This window comes from Muricauda sp. MAR_2010_75, assembly GCF_000745185.1.
Taxonomy (GTDB): domain Bacteria; phylum Bacteroidota; class Bacteroidia; order Flavobacteriales; family Flavobacteriaceae; genus Flagellimonas.
Genome location: NZ_JQNJ01000001.1, coordinates 1,110,086 through 1,129,107, shown reverse-complemented (window position 1 = coordinate 1,129,107; position 19,022 = coordinate 1,110,086). Strand labels below are relative to the sequence as shown.

Below are 19,022 nucleotides of genomic sequence, written 5' to 3'. Positions count from 1 at the left end.
ATGGTTTAAAAGCGTGCAAAAATACTATAAATACTGGTAATCAGCATAATTTTTGTACTTTTGCAGCTACGTTTTTCGGATAAACAAAAGAAAGTGTTTATGAATGGTAAAAAGATATTGTTTGTATCTTCTGAATTAGTTCCTTACCTCCCAGAGAATCCGGTTTCCTTAATGTCGTATGAAGCGCCCCGCATGGTCAATAGCAACGGCGGCCAAATCCGCATTTTTATGCCAAGATATGGAAACATCAATGAAAGGAGGCATCAATTGCACGAAGTTATTCGTTTATCGGGGATGAACTTGGTCATCAATGACATGGATATGCCATTGATCATTAAAGTGGCATCCATTCCCAAGGAACGTATTCAGGTGTATTTTATAGACAACGAAGAATACTTTAAAAGAAAGGCGACCTTTACGGATAGTGAAGGGAACCTGTTCCCGGATAACGACGAGCGCGCTATTTTCTTTGCCAAAGGCGTGGTGGAAACGGTTAAAAAATTGAATTGGTCCCCAGATATTATCCATGTTCATGGTTGGATGGCCTCTTTGCTGCCCTTATATCTTAGGGAGTATTATGCGGATGAACCGCTATTTGCCGATAGTAAGATTATCACCTCTATCTACAACAAAAGTTTTGAAGGAGAGCTGGATGCTGAAATGATCAATAAAATTGCCTTTGATGGTATTGATAAGGAACAGATTTCATCACTTTCCCACCCTGACTATAATAATTTGTTAAAGGTTGCGGCAGATTATTCCGATGCCATTATTTTAGCCGCAGAAGAGGTGTCGGAAGATTTAAAGGACCACATAGACAATCTTTCCAAACCTGTGTTGCCCTATGTTTCACTTCAAGAAGCCGAGGAAGCGTACACAAATTTCTATAAAACAGAGGTTTTAAAATAAATTGCATGAAATTTTCCAGGATGATAAAAGTTTCGGCCTTGGTTGGAACTTTATTTTTAATGACCGTTTCTTGTGAAGATGAACTGGACACCATAGGAGAAGGTGTTGTAGGTGGAGAACCCTTTACTACAGGTACGGTAGAATATGATGTTTTTGCCTTTAACAAGAGCATTGTTGCCGTGCAGACCAATCGGCTGCCTTTGTACCAATTGGGAACTTTTAACGACCCTGTTTATGGAAAACGGAAGGCAAGCATCATGACCCAGGTTACCCTCTCCAGTTCGGAACCGGTTTTTGGGGATTATTCCCAAGCTACAGAGAACAATGCCGATTCTGATGATAACGACGCTACTGTTCCAGAAGAAGAAACCGTAAAAGAAGTCTACCTATATATCCCGTTCCAAGTGCCTCCAACAGTTACAAGGGACAGCGATGGGGATGGCGTGGAGAATGAGTTGGACAGTGATCCATTTGATGCTACATCAGATACCGATGGTGATGGGGTTACCGATATTGAGGAAAGGAACATTGGCTCCAATCCCCTTGACGCGGATCAAGATGGCACTGGAGATAATTTTGTGCCCAACATTTACCCTCGAACGTATGATTTGGACAGTATTTATGGTGATAGAACAAAGTCTTTTGATATAAAAGTGTCAAGGTCAAACTACTTTCTTCGGGATTTGGACCCCAATACCAATTTTGAGGAACGGCAACGTTATTTCTCCAATCAGGATTTTTCCAGTTTTATTGGCGAAGAGCTTACCCTTGAAGGTCAAAAAACAGTGGTTATTGACAATCAGGAAATGTTGACTTTTGCCGAGGATGACCCTGATACTGATGTTGACGAATCAGAAACTGTTGTAGAATCGCGATTGGCCCCGGGCATACGTGTACCTTTGAACCCAGAATTTTTTCAGCAAAATATTTTGGACAAAGAAGGTGGATCAGAATTGCTGAGCCAGTTCAATTTTGCCGATTTTTTCAGGGGTATACATATTACCGCAGGGGATGCTGATTCGGAAGAATTAATGTTCCTATTGGACTTGACGGATGCCAATATTACCATAACCTATGAATACCAAGATTACAATTCCACAGATGAGGATGTGGAGACAGCTGAAAAGGATTTTGTCCTCAATTTATTGAGCGTAAATAGCAACACAAATAGCTTCATCGGAAATGCGGTCAATATATTTGAAGAAGAACCGCTTTCTCCGGATATTGCAAGTGAATTGGACAATGGTGAAAATGCCTCCCAGATTTATGTCAAGGGCGCAAAGACCCTTGCCGAAATACGTTTGTTTGAGGAAACCTTGAATGGTGGCGGGGACATTATAAATCAGATTAGGGCAAATAATTGGATCATTAATGAAGCCAATCTGGTCTTTCATGTAAATCAGAGTGCTCTGGGCGGAGGTGATGTTGTGGAACCGCCTAGACTTTATTTATACAATGCCGAAACAAACTTGCCTTTGTACAATATTGCAACAGAAAACAACCGTAATGAGGGTCCATTGGGAATCTACCTTAACTATGACGGGATCATTGATAAAGAAAATAATACTACAAAATATACCATTAGAATAACCGAACACCTTAATAACATTATTGTTAGGGACTCCACAAATGCCAGTTTGGCACTTACCTTGACATCGAACATCGATTTTATAGGGACACAAGAGGGGATGGATGGGAGTGATCAAGGAATTGATGCTCCCGTCATGTCATCCATAAGTCCTTTGGGCACTATTCTTTACGGCAGTAATGTTGACCCTGCCAATGAGGACAAGAAACTAAAACTTGAAATTCACTATACCGAAGCGAACTAATATCGCTTCTTATGGCTAATTTTACGTTGTTCATCGTTTTCAACGTGTCGTTTTGTTGGTTTTTAAGCAATAGATTATAATTTTAAGGAGCTTAACCCAACAACAACCGTTCAACAAAAATCTATCTTATGTGTGGAATAGTAGGGTATATTGGTCACAGAGACGCATATCCCATAATCATAAAAGGTCTTCAAAGACTGGAATATAGAGGATACGATAGTGCAGGGATTGTACTTTTTGATGGTGAAAACACCAGTTTATCCAAAACAAAAGGCAAGGTTGAGGACCTAAAGCACAAAGCCGAAACTTCAATATCCACAACCGGGAAATTGGGGCTTGGCCATACAAGATGGGCCACCCATGGGGTCCCCAACGATGTAAATTCACATCCCCATTATTCAAATTCCGGTGACTTGGTGATTATCCACAATGGAATCATCGAAAATTATGAGTCCATAAAAACGGCACTGATCAAGAGGGGCTATTCCTTTCAATCTGATACAGATACTGAAGTATTGGTCAACCTTATCGAAGAGGTAAAGAACAAAGAAGGCGTAAAATTGGGAAAAGCAGTTCAAATTGCGCTCAACCAGGTAGTGGGTGCCTATGCCATTGCCGTTTTTGATAAAAATAAGCCCGATGAGATTGTTGTGGCCAAACTGGGAAGCCCGTTGGCTATTGGAATAGGGGAAAACGAATACTTTATTGCCTCAGATGCTTCCCCGTTTATTGAATTTACCAATAATGCAGTCTATTTGGAGGATGAGGAAATGGCCATTGTGCGCATCGGAAAGGAAATCAAGTTGAGGAAAATCAAGGACGATGCCATCGCCTATCCCAATATCCATGAACTTCAATTGAATCTTGAGGAGATTGAAAAAGGAGGATACGAGCATTTCATGCTCAAAGAAATCTATGAACAACCCAGGGCCATATTGGATACCTATAGAGGACGTTTGCTCGCAGATAAAGGCCTTATAAAAATGGCGGGCATTGATCAAAATTTAGAAAAATTCCTCAACGCCAACAGAATTATTATTGTGGCTTGTGGAACATCATGGCACGCTGGATTGGTGGCCGAGTACATTTTTGAAGATTTGGCCCGGATTCCTGTAGAAGTTGAATACGCCTCGGAGTTTAGATATAGAAACCCGGTAATTACGGAAAATGACGTGTTGATTGCCATTTCGCAATCTGGGGAAACTGCAGATACCTTGGCGGCCATAAAATTGGCCAAGGAAAGAGGTGCCTTTGTTTTTGGGGTTTGCAATGTGGTCGGCTCATCAATAGCCAGGGAAACCCATGCGGGAGCTTATACCCATGCCGGTCCTGAGATCGGTGTGGCCTCAACAAAAGCATTTACCACACAGATTACGGTACTCACCCTAATTGCTCTAAAACTGGCACAAGAAAAAGGGACGTTGTCACAATCCAAGTACCATGAATATTTAGCGGAGTTGGAAGGTATTCCTGCAAAAGTGGAGAAGACCTTGGAGTCGAATGCAGCTGTGAAAAAAATTTCAGAAATATACCAAGGTTCCACCAACTGTCTCTATTTGGGCAGGGGATATAATTTCCCTGTGGCCTTGGAAGGTGCCTTAAAGTTGAAGGAAATCAGTTATATCCACGCGGAGGGTTATCCGGCAGCCGAGATGAAGCACGGGCCCATTGCCTTGATTGATGAACAGATGCCAGTAATTGTCATTGCGACCAAGAAAGGGCATTATGAGAAGGTTGTCAGCAATATTCAGGAAATTAAGTCCAGAAATGGACGGATCATTGCCATTGTTACTGAAGGTGACAAAACTGTAAAAGAGCTAGCGGATCACGTCATTGAGGTTCCAGAAACCTCGGAAGGGCTTTCGCCACTATTGACAACAATACCACTACAATTGTTATCATATCACATTGCCGTAATGCGGGGATGTAATGTGGATCAGCCCAGAAATTTGGCAAAATCGGTTACGGTGGAATAGAAAAAAGTGTTTATTATCCTTACCCCGCAATAACAATCATAAGGTTCACGGTATCAGTAGTTACCACAAAATTGTGGGAATCAAATTATAGTGAATACCAACAACAACTTTTTGACAAAATAAGAGGATTTAAGGAAAATATTCTTACTCCGATGGGGTATAGAAAGATTTCCAAAATCCTTAACGAGGAAGGTTTGAAATCACCCCGTGGGGGGTCTTTTACACCCCAAATTGTTTTCTCTATTTACAAAAAGGGATTGAAACGTGAGGAAAGGGTGAAAAGGGAGGATATAGTAGAATTAAAAGATGTATCCGTTGAATTGGTTGAGAACCCCACAAGGGAGTTTATAGAATCAATTTGGGATAAGATTTTGGTTCTTTGATTTTACCATCTTTCTCATTTCCTCACTTTTGAGTTGTTCGTATTCAATCACCCTTTTCTCCAGCAGGAAACCGATTACCGAAACAGAATCCACCAACCTTCGGTTTTTCCATTTCACACCCCTAATCTTTCCTTCTTTGAGGTATTTGAAAATTGTTCTTTTACTCACATTCAATTTTTCTGAACAATCATCTACCGATATCCATCGATAGAACTCCAGACCTTCAATCTGTTCTTCAAACGGATTCTCCATAATCAAATCCAATTTGTCTTTTTCAAACGTGAGATTTCATCCAATATATATCTCTGTTGAGGTACTGTAAGATTCATTGTATTTTTCCAATTTACTTCCCAATTCCCCTTTTTTATCTCACATACCCTCACCAAGAAATCCCCACTACCATCATAGACATTGATACCACGTTCCTCGTTTACAAAACCAAGTAGTTTCCGATTATCACTTTCACCTATCCATTGGAACGGTACAATTGAATTATACCTCTTGTTTATTGAATCGAGTTTGGAGTTGAGTTTTAAACTGTATGATGGGAGAAGTTCTTTCCAATCCTTGAACCTATTCAGTAACGAGGTAATTTCCCCATAACTCATATCGGTGTTCTCACGTAGGTATCTAATCATTCCATCCCTTGAACTATCTTCACACCAACCTCTTTCCAATATGTGATTCCACACAATCAGATCGGAGTGTTTGAGTATTCCTTTGATTCCTGTTTCTCTAAGGATTCCTATCAATCCTTCAATTTCATATTCATTTATTTTATCCATAATTCTTTTCTTATTGGTTCTTTGGAAGTGTTGTTGGTTCACACTTCATCTATAAGTATCATGGATTTTTATTTTTGAAAAAGTTCCCATAGGGAAAAAAATTGACCTCGATATAAAAACGGGTCCTTTAAGGTTTTTAATGAAGGGGGGTGGGGGTACTTTCACGAAAAGTTTTTAAGAAACATGAAGTTAAAAAAATGAGATTACTCCAAATCAAATTTGTCATAATTCAAAACTTGAAAATCATTTATTTCCTCTCTTTTATAAACTTTTGACAGTTTCATTTCTTTATCATATAAGAATAGATATTTGTTGGTTTGTCCAATAAGTATAATGTCTTTATCGGTAGTAATTACTTTTTTCTTGTGGGTAAAAATTGTTACGTTCTTATGATGGTAACGTAGTACCATTCTTGACTCGAATAAACCCGAAAGAATACTCAATATTGTTAAAGTTATTGTAGAAATTAAAATGAATAGGTAGTCTAATCGTGGATATTTTTTGAAGATTTTAAAATATTTGTATATGGATTCTTGACCAAGAATCAAAAAAAGAAACATGGTCAACACTAACCACAGAAGATATTTGATAACAAAAAAATCATGGTTTACCCAAAGAAATATAATAAACCCTAAAACTATAATCAACGATATTAGACCTAATATTGAAAACCAACTTGCGATATAAGATTTAATTCTTGTTTTCCAATTAGAAGACAATAATGTGTCCTCAATGTTGGAAGATTTATTTTTTTTCGGTAATAAGAACACAAAAAATATAATGACAATGTACGTAAGTAGATAGTTTAAAAAATCTGGTAGAAATTGGGTGAGTAATTCGGAAAGTTCTAGGTAATTCAAAATATTCAATCCAAAATACGAATAATAAACTTTTAACTTTAAGTAACCTATTATTATCAAAATTGTTCCAGAATATGGTAATAATAATTTTAAGTTATCTCGTTCCATGATTTATGAATTCTAAGAGTAAGTTAATATACTCAATCCGTCCCACTTTAATTCACGATGACTTTTAATTCACTTCCCTTTTAATCTTAATAAAAAAGGTAACATTAAAACCTGATTTTTACTTCCGGGTCAATCAGGAATGTTGTATATTTAATATTGAAATAAAAAGGGTAACACTTTTAATTAATTCTATCATGAGAGTCAAGTACAACAGAACCTCAACCATCCAACAAGAGGGAGAAAGATTTAAACTCGATAAAGAGAACTATGATTTAACCCTTTTCGATAAAGGTGTAAGTGGTAAAGTTCCATTTTCTAAACGGGAAAAAGGTAGGAAACTAACTGAATTGATAAATGAAAGTAAAGTTTCAGAGGTGGTTGTGGAAGATTTATCGAGATTGGGTAGAAATACTTTAGATACCCTTACAACTCTAAACTTCTTTGAAAAGAATGGGGTTAATGTTGTGGTAAGGGGAATGGGTAATCTTCAATCCCAAGTAAATGGTAAGAAAAATCCAATTTGGAACTTGATTACCTCTGTTATGAGTTCACTTTATGAACTTGAAAGGGATAACATTCGTGAAAGAACTGAAATGGGTAGAAAAGTATATGTAAATAAAGGAGGGAAGTTGGGTAGAAAAGTTGGTTCTGTTGAGAGTAGGAGTACATTTTTAGAGAAAAATTCTACTAAGAAAATCATCTCACTTCTTGAAAAGGGTAAATCGGTAAGAGATATTAGTTCTAGGTTGGGAGTATCACCAAAAACAGTTGTCAAGGTTCGTAAATATGTTGAGGTTTGAGAAATATATCAAAGAAACGGAAGAAGGAACTCCGTAAGGAATATGAAAGGATAAATGGGTTGAGGTATGTGAGAGGGTTGGAAAAAGAACCCTATGTAAGTTGGTTTGAATGGGTTGGATGTATGGTTAGGGATTTATGAATACGAAAATCAATTCTTGAAAATTCTTTCAGAGTATTTGGATTAAAAATTGAGAGTTTTACCTCTATTTTTTAGTTCATACTTCATAATTTGAAATTTTTGGACCATCTGAAATTTTTGGTTCAACCCCAGAATACTATCCTTCTGTTTTTCTTTGTAAGAAGTAAGGGAAATGTAATCGTCATTCTTCAAAATATTTTCACTAATGTATTCACGTCTATAACCTATAACAGAGGAACTTTCACCTTCATTTATTGATTTATTGTACCTCATGATTTCAAAGGGTGGTTCAAAATCCCCGTGGAACATATAAATCCCGTTAAATGTTAGTGACTGGACCTCGTAGACTATTTCATAATTCTTTAATAAATCATCAATTTTTTTATCCCTAAGAACTCTAAACCATTTGTCATTATTTACGTCAACAATAAAACCAAAAACATTTACAACATTCGAAAAAGGAGTAAAATGAAAAACATCTATTTCATCCATTAAACCAAAATTCTCTAATGATCTATTGTTCGGTTTTATCGGTTTTAAATTGAAAGAAAACGAAACTTTATCTAATTTTCCTTTTATGGGTGTGAGTTTAAATTCAAAACGATATCCATCAATTAAAATGGAGTCTATGTCTTTATAGTATGGATAGTATTGAATGGGTTCTATTTTAACATAATTCTCTAATTTTTCCTTCTCGTATTTTATGTTGTAATATTCTATTAAAGAATCTATTTTCTTATCAATTAAACCATACTCATTATTCCATTGTTCCTCAAATTTTTGAAGTTCCTCTCCCCAATATGTAGAATCATTAACCAATTCATGATAATCTATGAAGTCTTCATAGGTGAGTTCAGAAAAATCAACTCGTTCCTGTGTATTCAACTTCGGGGAATTTCTAATCTCCATTATTTCCTCATACATCATGGGAAACTCTTGGATTCTTTTAGAAATAGTTTTGATTTCCTCTATACTAAGATTATCAAAAATTGTTTTTTTTGAAGGATTGTTACATCCAAATAATACCACTAAAAGAACAAAAAGAAAAGATATTCGAGAGAAAGTCATGTGAGTAGATTCTTTAATAATTAAAACTATATATAATTTATATGATGAAAAGATATAATTTTTTCATTTTATAGTGACAATCGATGAACCATCTTCAACATATCTTGTAGGGTGGTCATGAATCGATTCCAAACAGAGTATATCAATCTTTCACTCCTTTTCATTTTTGTTCTTACATACTCCCTAAAAGGAAAAACCCCACTACCGATAGTGAGGGTCCTCTTGGGTATTTAACTGAATCCAATCATCCAATAATATTTTAATGAGTTCAATTGGTTTTCAAACACCTAACAAACCTTTGATTTTATTCATTTTCAATTTCATTATCTCCTTTTCGATATTACTAACCCTTGATTTTAATTCTTCAAACTCACTTGACTGTTTGAAACCATGGTTTTTGAACTCTTTAATTTTGGTTTCCTCCCATTTTTCCTTGAACTCTGACATCAAGTAACCAAATTCCTCATATATTGGATTCCACATCCCCAGGAGTTCGTAGTCTGACAGGTTGGGATCCAGTTCTTTCACCAATCCAGTGGAATTGATGAAATTTTCGGTAAGATTTAGTCCTTCAAACACCTCACCCAAATGAATCTCCGAATCCAACAGTAATTTCTCTCTATTCTTTTTTGAAAGTCTTTCATTACTTTGAATGTAGAAACCAAATCCCAAGAACTTTCGTTTTGATGGTTTACCTGTGTACCTCGGAGTCTTATACTTCATAGTACTTTCAACAACTTTGATTAGGATACCATTTTTAATTCTACCTTCTGTGAATAATAGTGGAGGTAAGGGGTCTTGTTGTAAATTTTTGATGTAAATCCAAAGGAACGATACCACTCTCTCAACCTATTCAGATATCCTCCGAACTCATTACACTTGAAATCAACTGGGAGTACTTTGATGTTAATCCCTGTTTTATCTGATACATCAAGTATTTCATTCATTAAATCTGAACCTAAACCATTTCCATTATCAAATACTTCAATCCATTGAAGTTCCACAGTATTAGAACTCACTGGGGTAAATTGGATTTTGAATTTTTCATTGGAATATCTACTAAGAAGACGTAAATCAGAACCATGAAAGGGTTTCTTGTTGTGGACAACGTGATAATTACACCACGTATAATCAATTTCGAAATCGTCTATGGAAATGTTAAGTGATTTAGAGAGTTCATCAATAAAAACCCTTAGAGTTTCTTCTTTTTCTTGACTTTTTGGATTCAACGAAATCACTTTTACACTTTTTAAAACATCATTTTTCTTCATGATTTTAAATTTTAGAGTTTAACTATTTAATTTTTGTTAGAGACTGACAACCAATGTTATAACCTTATCAATCAATTACATATACAAGATAGTCAACACTTTACTCTGTTAATATTTTTAAAAAAGTGTAGAGTTATTTTTTGATATTTTTTTACCTTGTCATTTAAAATCCATCAAACGATGAGTAGGAATTATCAATTGAAATATGTGGAGGATGAGGTATGGGAGAAAACCCCCGAGGATATCCAAGACAAAAAGAAGAGATTTGGAACACTTCAACATTGGATCAAAATAAGAAAGAAGAGAATTGAAAGGTTGAAAAGTAAATTAGGGGAACTGAAAGAAGAAAGAAGGGAATGGGAAAAGGAAAGAACCCAACTCTATAAAGAACTTCATTCATTTCAAACCAATTACATACCTTCCGTATCACCGACTCAACAATCAAGTAACAATTATCAATGGAGTTTGAATGTGGATTTGGGTAATATTAAAAGGAAAGTATACTTGGGGAGTGATGAAAATGTACGGTACAAGGTGGATGAGATTCTTCAGGTTGCAAAATATGGACCTCGTGTGAATGATTGGAAAGACAATCTATCTGATGAGTGTAGAGAAGATATTCGTAGAATTATTACAAACAATCTAATGAAGGAGATGGAGAAGGATAATGATATGGTTATAAAGAAATGGAGGGACAATAAGTTGAAATTTTGGGATTTCCTCAAATAATGAAATCACATTTGTTCCATTTTCAAGAACAGTCCTCATCGGAAATTTATTTCAACATGAACACCATAGTCCACATAGGTGATATATTAAAAAGGTAATACATTCTACCGAATAGTGTGTCATTTTCAAACTTTGACATAGTTTGAAATTTAAACCTCTCTTAATATATTTTCCATCTTCGATTCTTCCCATTCCATCAAATCACTCTTTCTGATGTACTTCTTGTTGGGAGATACCCTAATGAGGGGTAAATCATATTTCTTTACCCAATTCTCAATGGTCTTTCTACCCACACCGTACATTTTTTCAAGTTCTTGTTTTGTAATTCTTTTTTCCATTTCCTTTAAATAAACGAGTTCATATCCACCTCAACACCATATCCTTGACCGTCATAATCAAATGATGGGTTGAAATCCAATCCTTTGAATTTCTTCTTCAAATGGGTGATGATATTTTTGATGGTATCCATTTCATCCCATCCCTTATCCTCGATTCCCATGATATCCTTTATGGTGGATGGTATGAATGATAAAACATTATCTGAGGTAATAACGGAAATGAACTTTATACCATCCACGTTCACCTTTCCCTCATTGAGTTCCAAACTGGAAAGTTTCTTGTAAACATCTTCCTCTGAATCCTCTATATCAAATTCATCTTCATCATCATATCCCATTTCCCTGAGGATTTCATCCAAATCAAAGAGTTCATCTTCATCCTCTGAAGGGATTTCCACTTCTTTTTTTTCCCATTCATACAATGGGACACCACTAAGTTCCTTTAATCGGATTTTCATTTGTTGAGGTGTAATACCCTCAGTTGTCAGTTTTATTCCATCTATCATAATCAGTTCCTCTTTTTGTATAAATACTCTTGTTCTTAAATCAATGGTTTTTCAATCATTTCTTTTTTGTCCATGTACCTCATAAACTCAACTTCATCATGGATAGGGTGTACATCCACCTCACCAAACGTTCCCTTGCAAGTTTTAAGGGTGTCCAATCCCCAATCTTTTTCTTCCCATATTGTTCCACCTACGAATCGAGATAACCCGTTGTAGAGGTTCTCCTGATTGTTGTACTTGATTAGGAGGTGGGTGTGGTACTTACCACCTTTGTTGGTGTCACTTTCAATGACGTAGTAAGTGGTTATATCATCCTTCTTCTTTAGTTTTCTGTGCAGGGTTTTTACTTGTTTTTTCAATAGTTCCCTGTTTGGATTGGTGATTCTGTTGTTAGCAGTTTTATCAATCTTTCTGAACATTACTCCCATTGATTTCATAATTGTTATTTGAATTATTGGTAATGGAATACCATTTACCCATTACCGGTATTGATGTTCGTTAAACTTAGAAATCGATAGTACTCTTTCAACCATTCTCATGGTACTGTATTACAGTATTTACCTCTTTCTTACAATAAGTATTGGGGAGAAGGGGAAAACGTAAAGGTTTTCGGTAAAAAGTGGAAACTTTGATGGTTTTAAGAAAAACGAAGTAAAACCAGTTGACATTGGTAAGAAAAAGTATAAATTAGACAGATACTATATTTTGACGTGTTTATAAATCTTACTCAGATGAAGAAAAAAATTGGATTGTTATACCGTGTTTCCTCAAAACCACAAGAAGTAGATGGGAGTTCTTTGGATACTCAGAAAGAAATGGGTAGGAAAATGAGTAAAGTTTTGGGATACGATTATGTTGAATTCAATGAAGGTGTTCAAAGTTCCTATAATGTTGAAATCAATTTTCGTCCAAAACTGGTGGAATTATTGAATGAAATCCAAAAACCCAAGGGAATTAGGAAGGTGTGGGTTTTTAATACTGATAGGTTGGGGAGATACTCAAACAGTTGGTATTCCATTCTGAAGGTGTTTTTGGATTATGGGGTTGAGGTATATGTAGGTGAAAGTGATAAACCGTATGATTTGAAAAATCTAACTGACAAACTCACTATTGGGTTGTTATCCTTGATTTCTCAATACGATAATGAATTGAGAAGAATGAGAAGTGTCATGGGAAAAAGAAATTCTCTCAAAAGTGGGAACACCTATTTAGGTTCTACAATTCCTTTTGGATATTCCGTAAAGAATAAAAATCTGATTATAGATAATACAGAAGGGAAGTACGTCAAGAAGATATTCAAAATGTATGATGAAGGTCAATCCACGATGGATATCAAGATGTTTTTGGATAAACAGGTGGAAATACAACCAAGAAAATCCAAGTATGGATGGAATTTGGGAACAATTCAAAAGATGTTGAGAAATACCCTTTATATAGGGAAACAAGTATGGAGGTGGGAAGAAAATTTACCCAACGGAGAAAAGAAACTTATCGAAGAAATTGAAATTGAAACTCCAAAAATCATTGATAAAAAGGTATTTGATAGAGTTCAAAAAAGGATGGATTCCTCCACAAGGAACAATACACCCAAAGAAAGTCAGTCCTTGTTGAGAGGATTGTTGGAGTGTAGTGTATGTGGGTTAATGTTACCAGAAAGAAACCAACAGAATTCAATGTACTATGGTAGGTGTAAGGAATATAAATGGAAATACAATGGGGAGAAGTTTGATTACAACAACTGTGGACTTAAAAAGGGGTTGAGAACAGAGTTGACCGATACCTTGGTACTTGATAAAGTTTTGGAATCATTGACGGAATCCAAGAGAGTAAGGGAGGAATTCAAGAAGAAAAACTTAGAACCGAAATGGGAAAATGAGAATGAGAATAAAAAGAAACTGAACAAGATAAAAGGTTATATAAACAAAAAGGAGAAAGAAAAAGAGAGAATAGAAAGAGAGTTGGTACAAATTGATTTTGAAATTAGATTGGGAAAATTAACCAGTAGGTATGGGGAACAATTGAAAGATAAGTTCTCTGAAAGGTTGACGGTAATCGATGAAGAATTGCAAAAACTAAAGAAAGAAGAAAAACTTTATTCTGATACTAAAGGATGGGTCAATTGGATTGAGAAGATGTATGAGATTTTAGATGATGTACCCAATTTTGATAATTCCAAAAAGAGAACGTTCCTCAAAGATTATGTAGAATCCATTAAAGTGAACTACAATCCAAATATTCAATCACATGAATTGGATATTTCTTTTCTTAAACCAATTATTGGTGATACCATAATATATAAGGAAGGAAAAGACGAAAAAGGATTTAAACGGTACGATATTGAAGAAGGAGAGAATAATCTGGAAGTGATTATTCCAACCTCAACAAAGAGAAATAGAATAAGTAAGAAAGATAGAGAGAAGTTGAACAACCACATTTATGAATTAAAAATCAAAAATGGATTGTCTCATTCCGAGGTTTGTGAAGAACTCAACAATTTGGGTTTGAGAACCCCAACTAATAAAATCTGGGATAAACCAAAGTTTTCATCATATTACAACTATATCAAAAAGGAATTATTGGGAAAGGAATAAGGGGTAAGAATAACATACACAGAATAATAAACAGTTACCGTGGAGTAACTTTTCAGATTATTGAATTACTATAGAAAGGCACCCAATTGGGTGCTTTTTTTATGAAATAGACATATTTGCTCTATATTTTTTGTGAAAAAAGTATTATGCATGCATAATTTTTTTCATATTTGTGGAAATCAAATGAAAAAAAATGTATCTTCCACGACCATTGCTTAACAGATACTTAATTCTAATTTAATTCTAATTCAAAGCTGATGAGAAGACTTTTATTCATTTCCCTAATGATGTTTGGAGTTGTATCCTATGCTCAAACAACCGTACAGGGAAAGGTAGTTGATGATAACAATGAGCCCATACCAGGGGCCAATGTAGTTTTGGTGGGAAAAGCAGAAGGAACCACCACTGACTTTGATGGAAATTTCACCTTCAATACTTCGGAAGAACCCCCATTCCAACTTCGATTTACCAGTATTGGATTTTCAGATTTTGTGGCCAATGTCACTTCTAACAACCAAACACTTTCCATAACCCTATCGGAAGCCAACACCCTGTTGGACGAGATTGTGATCTCTGCTTCAAGAACCCCAGAGCGTATTTTTGAGTCTCCTGTTTCCGTAGAAAGATTTGGATTAAGGGAAATTAAGAACACTACGGCTGAGTCATTTTATGGCGGCCTACAGAATTTAAAAGGTGTTGACATCAACACCAACAGTTTAACCTTTCAATCCATTAACACTAGGGGTTTTGCCACTTTTGCCAATAACCGATTTTTACAGTTGGTGGATGGTATGGACAATACTGCACCCGGTCTTAACTTCGTATTGGGTAACCTTGTGGGTATGTCCGAATTGGATGTGCAAAGTGTGGAAATTCTACCAGGAGCATCTTCGGCCCTGTATGGTGCAGGTGCCTTTAACGGGATACTGTTTATGACCAGTAAGAACCCTTTTGATTTTCAAGGGATAAGCGCCTATGCCAAGGGAGGTGTTACCATACAAGATGCCGCAGGAAGCAATTTTTATAAGGATTTTGGCATACGTGCAGCTCACGCCTTTAGCGATAAAGTGGCTGTTAAGGCAAACTTATCGGTACTAAATGGTGAAGACTGGCATGCCAACCGTACTGTGGATTTAAACAATCCCGGTGCTGACCGTTCCAATCCAGCCTATGATGGATTAAATGTTTATGGGGATGAGGTTTCAACGACATTAAACTTCGATGCCGCTGCCGGATTGCCAACAGGTACCGTTGGGTCTGCTGTTATTTCAAGAACTGGATATGACGAAGCTGACTTGGCCAATTATAATGCTGAAAGTGTTAAAGCAGATTTTGCATTGCACTACAGACCCTTTGGCAATGACCTAGAGGTTATCTTTAACAGTAGGATCGGTAGAGGTACAACTATTTATCAAGGGGCCAACCGATATGCAGTTGCAGGTTTTACCATGCAGCAACACAAGTTGGAGATAAAAAACGATAATTTTTTCCTTAGAGGATATATCGTTTCAGAAAACTCTGGAGATGCTTATGATACACGCTTTGCGGCAATTAACATTAATAGATCTTGGAAGTCAGATACGCAATGGTTCACAGACTATGCAACGGCATATATCCCAACATACCTAGGAGGAATTCAACAGGGTGGGCTTACACCCGAACAAGCTTCTGAACAAGCGCATATTGTTGGTAGACAAGCTGCCGATACAGGAAGGTTGGTGCCTGGAACACCTGGATTCCAAAGCGCTTTCAACAAAGTAACCAATGATGGTAACCTCACCACTGGGGCTAAGTTTGTGGATAAAACAAAATTCCGGCATGTGAATGGAAACTACAATTTGGCCCATTTGATTGATAATTGGGCCGATATCCAGATAGGAGGTTCTTTTAGGGAGTATGAATTGAATTCCAACGGAACCATTTTCACCGATATTGATGGGCCAATTACCTATAATGAATATGGAGCTTATGCCCAGATTCAGAAGAAATTTTTGGATGACCGCTTAAAATTCACTGGTTCGGCTCGGTACGATAAAAACGAATTCTTTGATGGGTTTTTATCGCCAAGGGTCTCCGTGGCCTACACCTTAGGTGAAAAGCGAAATCATAACCTAAGAGTTTCGGTTCAACAAGGTTTTAGAAATCCAACTACACAGGATTTATTTATTGGGTTAAATGCTGGTCGTGCTATTCTAGTAGGTTCTGCCCCGGCAAACTTGGATAGGGATGTGCGAACATTCAATGTGAGTCAAGCCGCCCAAGACAATTTGGGTCAACCCGCTACGGTAGAAATTGTTGGCCGTGCTGCCTATGAAAACGCCTATTCCACCAGTTCGTTGCAAGCTGGGGCACCTGAAGCAGTGGAGACACCTTTGGTACAACCTGAAGAAATCACGGCGTATGAAGCAGGATATAGGGCTCAGGTTGGCAAGTTCACCATTGATTTAAGCGGGTACTATAATAAGTACAAGAATTTCTTGGCCAATACGACCACCGCAGTTCCATTTTATGGAGAGGCGGGAGACGGAGGGTTATCTTTGTTGGCGCTTCAAAATGGGGATTATCAGGTGTACCAAACCTATACCAATTCAAATGAGGATGTCAACTCCTATGGTGCAACGGTAGGAGTAGATACCAAATTGGGTAACTTTGACTTAGGGGTTAACTATACCTTCGCCGATTTGGATATTGATGAAGGAAGATTATCGGATTTTAGAACAAACTTCAACACACCAAAGCATAAGGTGAAAGCCCACTTTGGAAACACCGCCCTTTTCGAGAACTTTGGTTTCAATGTAAACTATAGATGGAGCGATAGCTATTTCTGGGAAGCTTCCTTTGCCGACGGACAAATTCCTGCGTTTACTGTATTGGACGCGCAGATCAACTATGCTGTTCCAAGCATAAAATCCATATTTAAGGTAGGGGGATCCAACATTTTGGGCGATGAATACTACACTGCAATCGGTACGGGGAACATCGGCTCCATTTATTATCTGTCTTGGACCATAAACCCCTAAATGGGAGTAAATTAAAAAAAGAATAGGCGTTGGATTTTCCAACGCCTTTTTTCTTTTAAAAAAAAGCTAAAATCGGTTTCTCAATAATGAGGGAAAAACATATCTTTGCAGCCGAAAAAATAGCGGTTATTTTCCGTGTATTCAATTAAAAATAAACACACTAATGTCTAAAGTAACAGGTAAGGTTGCCCAAATTATAGGCCCGGTCATTGATGTTGAGTTTGAATCAGGGGTAGAAATTCCTAGAATTTACGATTCCCTTGAGATCGCAAAAGCAGATGGTTCAAAATTGGTATTGGAAGTACAATCACATATTGGTGAGAATACGGTAAGAACCATTTCCATGGACTCCACCGACGGTTTAAGTAGAGGTGTAGAAGTGGTTGCTACAGGAAACCCAATTCAAATGCCAATCGGTGAGGATGTGTACGGACGTCTATTCAACGTAATCGGTGATGCTATCGATGGGATGGAAAACCTACCTAAAACTGGAGACAATGGACTTCCAATTCACAGGGAAGCACCAAAGTTTGAAGACCTTTCCACTTCAACAGAAGTACTTTTTACCGGCATTAAAGTAATCGACCTTATCGAACCTTACGCAAAAGGGGGTAAAATTGGATTGTTTGGTGGAGCAGGTGTAGGTAAAACTGTATTGATTCAGGAGTTGATCAACAACATTGCAAAAGGTCACGGTGGTCTCTCCGTATTCGCAGGTGTTGGTGAACGTACCCGTGAAGGAAACGATTTGCTTCGTGAGATGTTGGAGTCCGGTATTATAAAATATGGAGACGATTTCTTGCACTCCATGGAAGAAGGAGGATGGGATTTGTCCAAAGTAGATAAAAAAGCCTTGAAGGAATCCAAGGCAACCTTCGTGTTCGGTCAGATGAACGAACCTCCAGGAGCCCGAGCCCGTGTGGCATTGTCTGGATTGACCATTGCAGAATATTTCCGTGATGGATCAGGAGAGGGACAAGGAAAAGACGTTCTTTTCTTTGTGGATAATATTTTCCGTTTTACACAAGCAGGTTCCGAGGTATCGGCACTTTTAGGTCGTATGCCTTCCGCGGTGGGTTACCAACCTACCTTGGCCACTGAGATGGGTGCCATGCAGGAACGAATTACATCAACAAAGAGAGGTTCCATTACATCGGTACAGGCGGTTTACGTACCTGCGGATGACTTGACGGATCCTGCACCAGCGACAACATTTGCCCACTTGGATGCCACTACCGTACTTTCACGTAAAATTGCAGAGTTGGGTATCTATCCTGCGGTGGATCCATTGGATTCAACTTCTAGGATTTTGACCCCTGAAATTTTGGGTAAAGAACATTATGACTGTGCGCAACGCGTAAAAGAGTTGTTGCAACGTTATAAAGAGCTTCAGGATATTATTGCCATCTTGGGTATGGAGGAACTTTCTGAAGAAGATAAATTAGCGGTTGGTAGAGCAAGACGTGTACAACGTTTCTTGTCACAACCTTTCCACGTGGCCGAGCAGTTTACGGGAATACCCGGAGTTTTGGTAGACATTAAGGATACCATTAAAGGATTCAACATGATTATGGACGGTGAATTGGATCACCTCCCAGAATCTGCCTTCAACCTTAAGGGAACCATAGACGAAGCCATTGAGGCCGGAGAGAAAATGTTGGCGGAAGCGTAGAACAGAATTGAGAATCTGGTATTGAGTAGTTAGA

General features: G+C 37.2%; 16 protein-coding genes. 8 read left to right on the top strand and 8 right to left on the bottom strand.

Annotated features, from left to right (window positions below):
- Window positions 1–99: 99 nt before the first annotated feature.
- The 3 genes from FG28_RS05015 to glmS all read left to right on the top strand — a co-directional run bounded on the left by FG28_RS05015 (window position 100) and on the right by glmS (window position 4,717).
- Window positions 100–909 carry a glycogen/starch synthase gene (locus FG28_RS05015; protein ID WP_036386178.1) on the top strand — a complete coding sequence of 270 codons (810 nt, stop codon included), beginning with the start codon at window positions 100–102 and terminating at the stop codon, window positions 907–909.
- Window positions 910–914: 5 nt separating this feature from the next.
- Window positions 915–2,741, top strand: a complete 1,827-nt coding sequence (locus FG28_RS05010; RefSeq protein WP_036380447.1) for a DUF4270 domain-containing protein — start codon at window positions 915–917, stop codon at window positions 2,739–2,741.
- 128 nt (window positions 2,742–2,869) lie between these two features.
- Window positions 2,870–4,717 carry a glutamine--fructose-6-phosphate transaminase (isomerizing) gene (gene glmS, locus FG28_RS05005; protein ID WP_036380445.1) on the top strand — a complete coding sequence of 616 codons (1,848 nt, stop codon included), beginning with the start codon at window positions 2,870–2,872 and terminating at the stop codon, window positions 4,715–4,717.
- Between the two features lie 353 nt (window positions 4,718–5,070).
- Here glmS and FG28_RS04995 read toward each other — a convergent pair whose 3' ends face one another.
- Both FG28_RS04995 and FG28_RS04990 read right to left on the bottom strand, forming a co-directional pair.
- Entirely contained in the window at window positions 5,071–5,352 is a 282-nt protein-coding gene (locus FG28_RS04995) for a helix-turn-helix domain-containing protein (protein ID WP_036380441.1), read from the bottom strand.
- Window positions 5,353–5,354: 2 nt separating this feature from the next.
- Window positions 5,355–5,885 (bottom strand): hypothetical protein, encoded by a 531-nt coding sequence (locus FG28_RS04990; RefSeq protein ID WP_156102207.1) that lies wholly within the window; start codon window positions 5,883–5,885, stop codon window positions 5,355–5,357.
- Between the two features lie 1,162 nt (window positions 5,886–7,047).
- On the opposite strand from FG28_RS04990, the gene FG28_RS04980 reads away from it, so the two are divergent.
- A complete protein-coding gene (locus tag FG28_RS04980; RefSeq protein WP_036380435.1) occupies window positions 7,048–7,653 on the top strand; it encodes a recombinase family protein in 606 nt (201 codons plus the stop codon).
- Window positions 7,654–7,835: 182 nt separating this feature from the next.
- Here FG28_RS04980 and FG28_RS04975 read toward each other — a convergent pair whose 3' ends face one another.
- The 3 genes from FG28_RS04975 to FG28_RS04965 form a co-directional block, all read right to left on the bottom strand.
- Entirely contained in the window at window positions 7,836–8,720 is an 885-nt protein-coding gene (locus FG28_RS04975; RefSeq protein WP_156102206.1) for a hypothetical protein, read from the bottom strand.
- A 420-nt stretch (window positions 8,721–9,140) separates the two neighbouring features.
- The gene (locus FG28_RS04970; RefSeq protein WP_036380431.1) at window positions 9,141–9,584 is read right to left on the bottom strand and encodes a hypothetical protein; all 444 of its coding nucleotides are present in this window, start codon (window positions 9,582–9,584) and stop codon (window positions 9,141–9,143) included.
- A 20-nt stretch (window positions 9,585–9,604) separates the two neighbouring features.
- On the bottom strand, window positions 9,605–10,132 hold the full coding sequence (locus FG28_RS04965; RefSeq protein ID WP_036380430.1) for a hypothetical protein: 528 nt from the start codon (window positions 10,130–10,132) through the stop codon (window positions 9,605–9,607).
- Window positions 10,133–10,339: 207 nt separating this feature from the next.
- Between FG28_RS04965 and FG28_RS04960 the strand changes: the two genes are divergently transcribed.
- On the top strand, window positions 10,340–10,861 hold the full coding sequence (locus FG28_RS04960; protein WP_156102205.1) for a hypothetical protein: 522 nt from the start codon (window positions 10,340–10,342) through the stop codon (window positions 10,859–10,861).
- A 149-nt stretch (window positions 10,862–11,010) separates the two neighbouring features.
- Here FG28_RS04960 and FG28_RS04955 read toward each other — a convergent pair whose 3' ends face one another.
- From FG28_RS04955 to FG28_RS04945, 3 genes are read right to left on the bottom strand one after another with little or no spacing between them, the layout of a single operon-like run.
- A complete protein-coding gene (locus FG28_RS04955; RefSeq protein WP_036380428.1) occupies window positions 11,011–11,199 on the bottom strand; it encodes an AlpA family transcriptional regulator in 189 nt (62 codons plus the stop codon).
- 5 nt (window positions 11,200–11,204) lie between these two features.
- Window positions 11,205–11,705, bottom strand: coding sequence for a hypothetical protein (locus tag FG28_RS04950; protein WP_036380426.1), 501 nt, complete (start codon window positions 11,703–11,705; stop codon window positions 11,205–11,207).
- A 35-nt stretch (window positions 11,706–11,740) separates the two neighbouring features.
- Complete coding sequence (locus FG28_RS04945; RefSeq protein ID WP_036380424.1) at window positions 11,741–12,142, bottom strand: hypothetical protein; 402 nt, start codon at window positions 12,140–12,142, stop codon at window positions 11,741–11,743.
- Between the two features lie 294 nt (window positions 12,143–12,436).
- Between FG28_RS04945 and FG28_RS04940 the strand changes: the two genes are divergently transcribed.
- The 3 genes from FG28_RS04940 to atpD all read left to right on the top strand — a co-directional run bounded on the left by FG28_RS04940 (window position 12,437) and on the right by atpD (window position 18,988).
- Entirely contained in the window at window positions 12,437–14,296 is a 1,860-nt protein-coding gene (locus FG28_RS04940; RefSeq protein WP_036380422.1) for a recombinase family protein, read from the top strand.
- A gap of 257 nt (window positions 14,297–14,553) precedes the next feature.
- Window positions 14,554–17,316 (top strand): TonB-dependent receptor domain-containing protein, encoded by a 2,763-nt coding sequence (locus tag FG28_RS04935; RefSeq protein WP_036380420.1) that lies wholly within the window; start codon window positions 14,554–14,556, stop codon window positions 17,314–17,316.
- Window positions 17,317–17,479: 163 nt separating this feature from the next.
- Entirely contained in the window at window positions 17,480–18,988 is a 1,509-nt protein-coding gene (gene atpD, locus FG28_RS04930) for a F0F1 ATP synthase subunit beta (protein WP_036380418.1), read from the top strand.
- Window positions 18,989–19,022 lie beyond the last annotated feature (34 nt).

Coding starts and splice junctions, on each gene's coding strand:
- FG28_RS05015 (WP_036386178.1), top strand. CDS start 100: ATGAATGGTAAAAAGATATTGTTTGTATCTTCTGAATTAGTTCCTTAC.
- FG28_RS05010 (WP_036380447.1), top strand. CDS start 915: ATGAAATTTTCCAGGATGATAAAAGTTTCGGCCTTGGTTGGAACTTTA.
- glmS (WP_036380445.1), top strand. CDS start 2,870: ATGTGTGGAATAGTAGGGTATATTGGTCACAGAGACGCATATCCCATA.
- FG28_RS04995 (WP_036380441.1), bottom strand. CDS start 5,352: ATGGAGAATCCGTTTGAAGAACAGATTGAAGGTCTGGAGTTCTATCGA.
- FG28_RS04990 (WP_156102207.1), bottom strand. CDS start 5,885: ATGGATAAAATAAATGAATATGAAATTGAAGGATTGATAGGAATCCTT.
- FG28_RS04980 (WP_036380435.1), top strand. CDS start 7,048: ATGAGAGTCAAGTACAACAGAACCTCAACCATCCAACAAGAGGGAGAA.
- FG28_RS04975 (WP_156102206.1), bottom strand. CDS start 8,720: ATGATGTATGAGGAAATAATGGAGATTAGAAATTCCCCGAAGTTGAAT.
- FG28_RS04970 (WP_036380431.1), bottom strand. CDS start 9,584: ATGAAGTATAAGACTCCGAGGTACACAGGTAAACCATCAAAACGAAAG.
- FG28_RS04965 (WP_036380430.1), bottom strand. CDS start 10,132: ATGAAGAAAAATGATGTTTTAAAAAGTGTAAAAGTGATTTCGTTGAAT.
- FG28_RS04955 (WP_036380428.1), bottom strand. CDS start 11,199: ATGGAAAAAAGAATTACAAAACAAGAACTTGAAAAAATGTACGGTGTG.
- FG28_RS04950 (WP_036380426.1), bottom strand. CDS start 11,705: ATGATAGATGGAATAAAACTGACAACTGAGGGTATTACACCTCAACAA.
- FG28_RS04945 (WP_036380424.1), bottom strand. CDS start 12,142: ATGAAATCAATGGGAGTAATGTTCAGAAAGATTGATAAAACTGCTAAC.
- FG28_RS04940 (WP_036380422.1), top strand. CDS start 12,437: ATGAAGAAAAAAATTGGATTGTTATACCGTGTTTCCTCAAAACCACAA.
- FG28_RS04935 (WP_036380420.1), top strand. CDS start 14,554: ATGAGAAGACTTTTATTCATTTCCCTAATGATGTTTGGAGTTGTATCC.
- atpD (WP_036380418.1), top strand. CDS start 17,480: ATGTCTAAAGTAACAGGTAAGGTTGCCCAAATTATAGGCCCGGTCATT.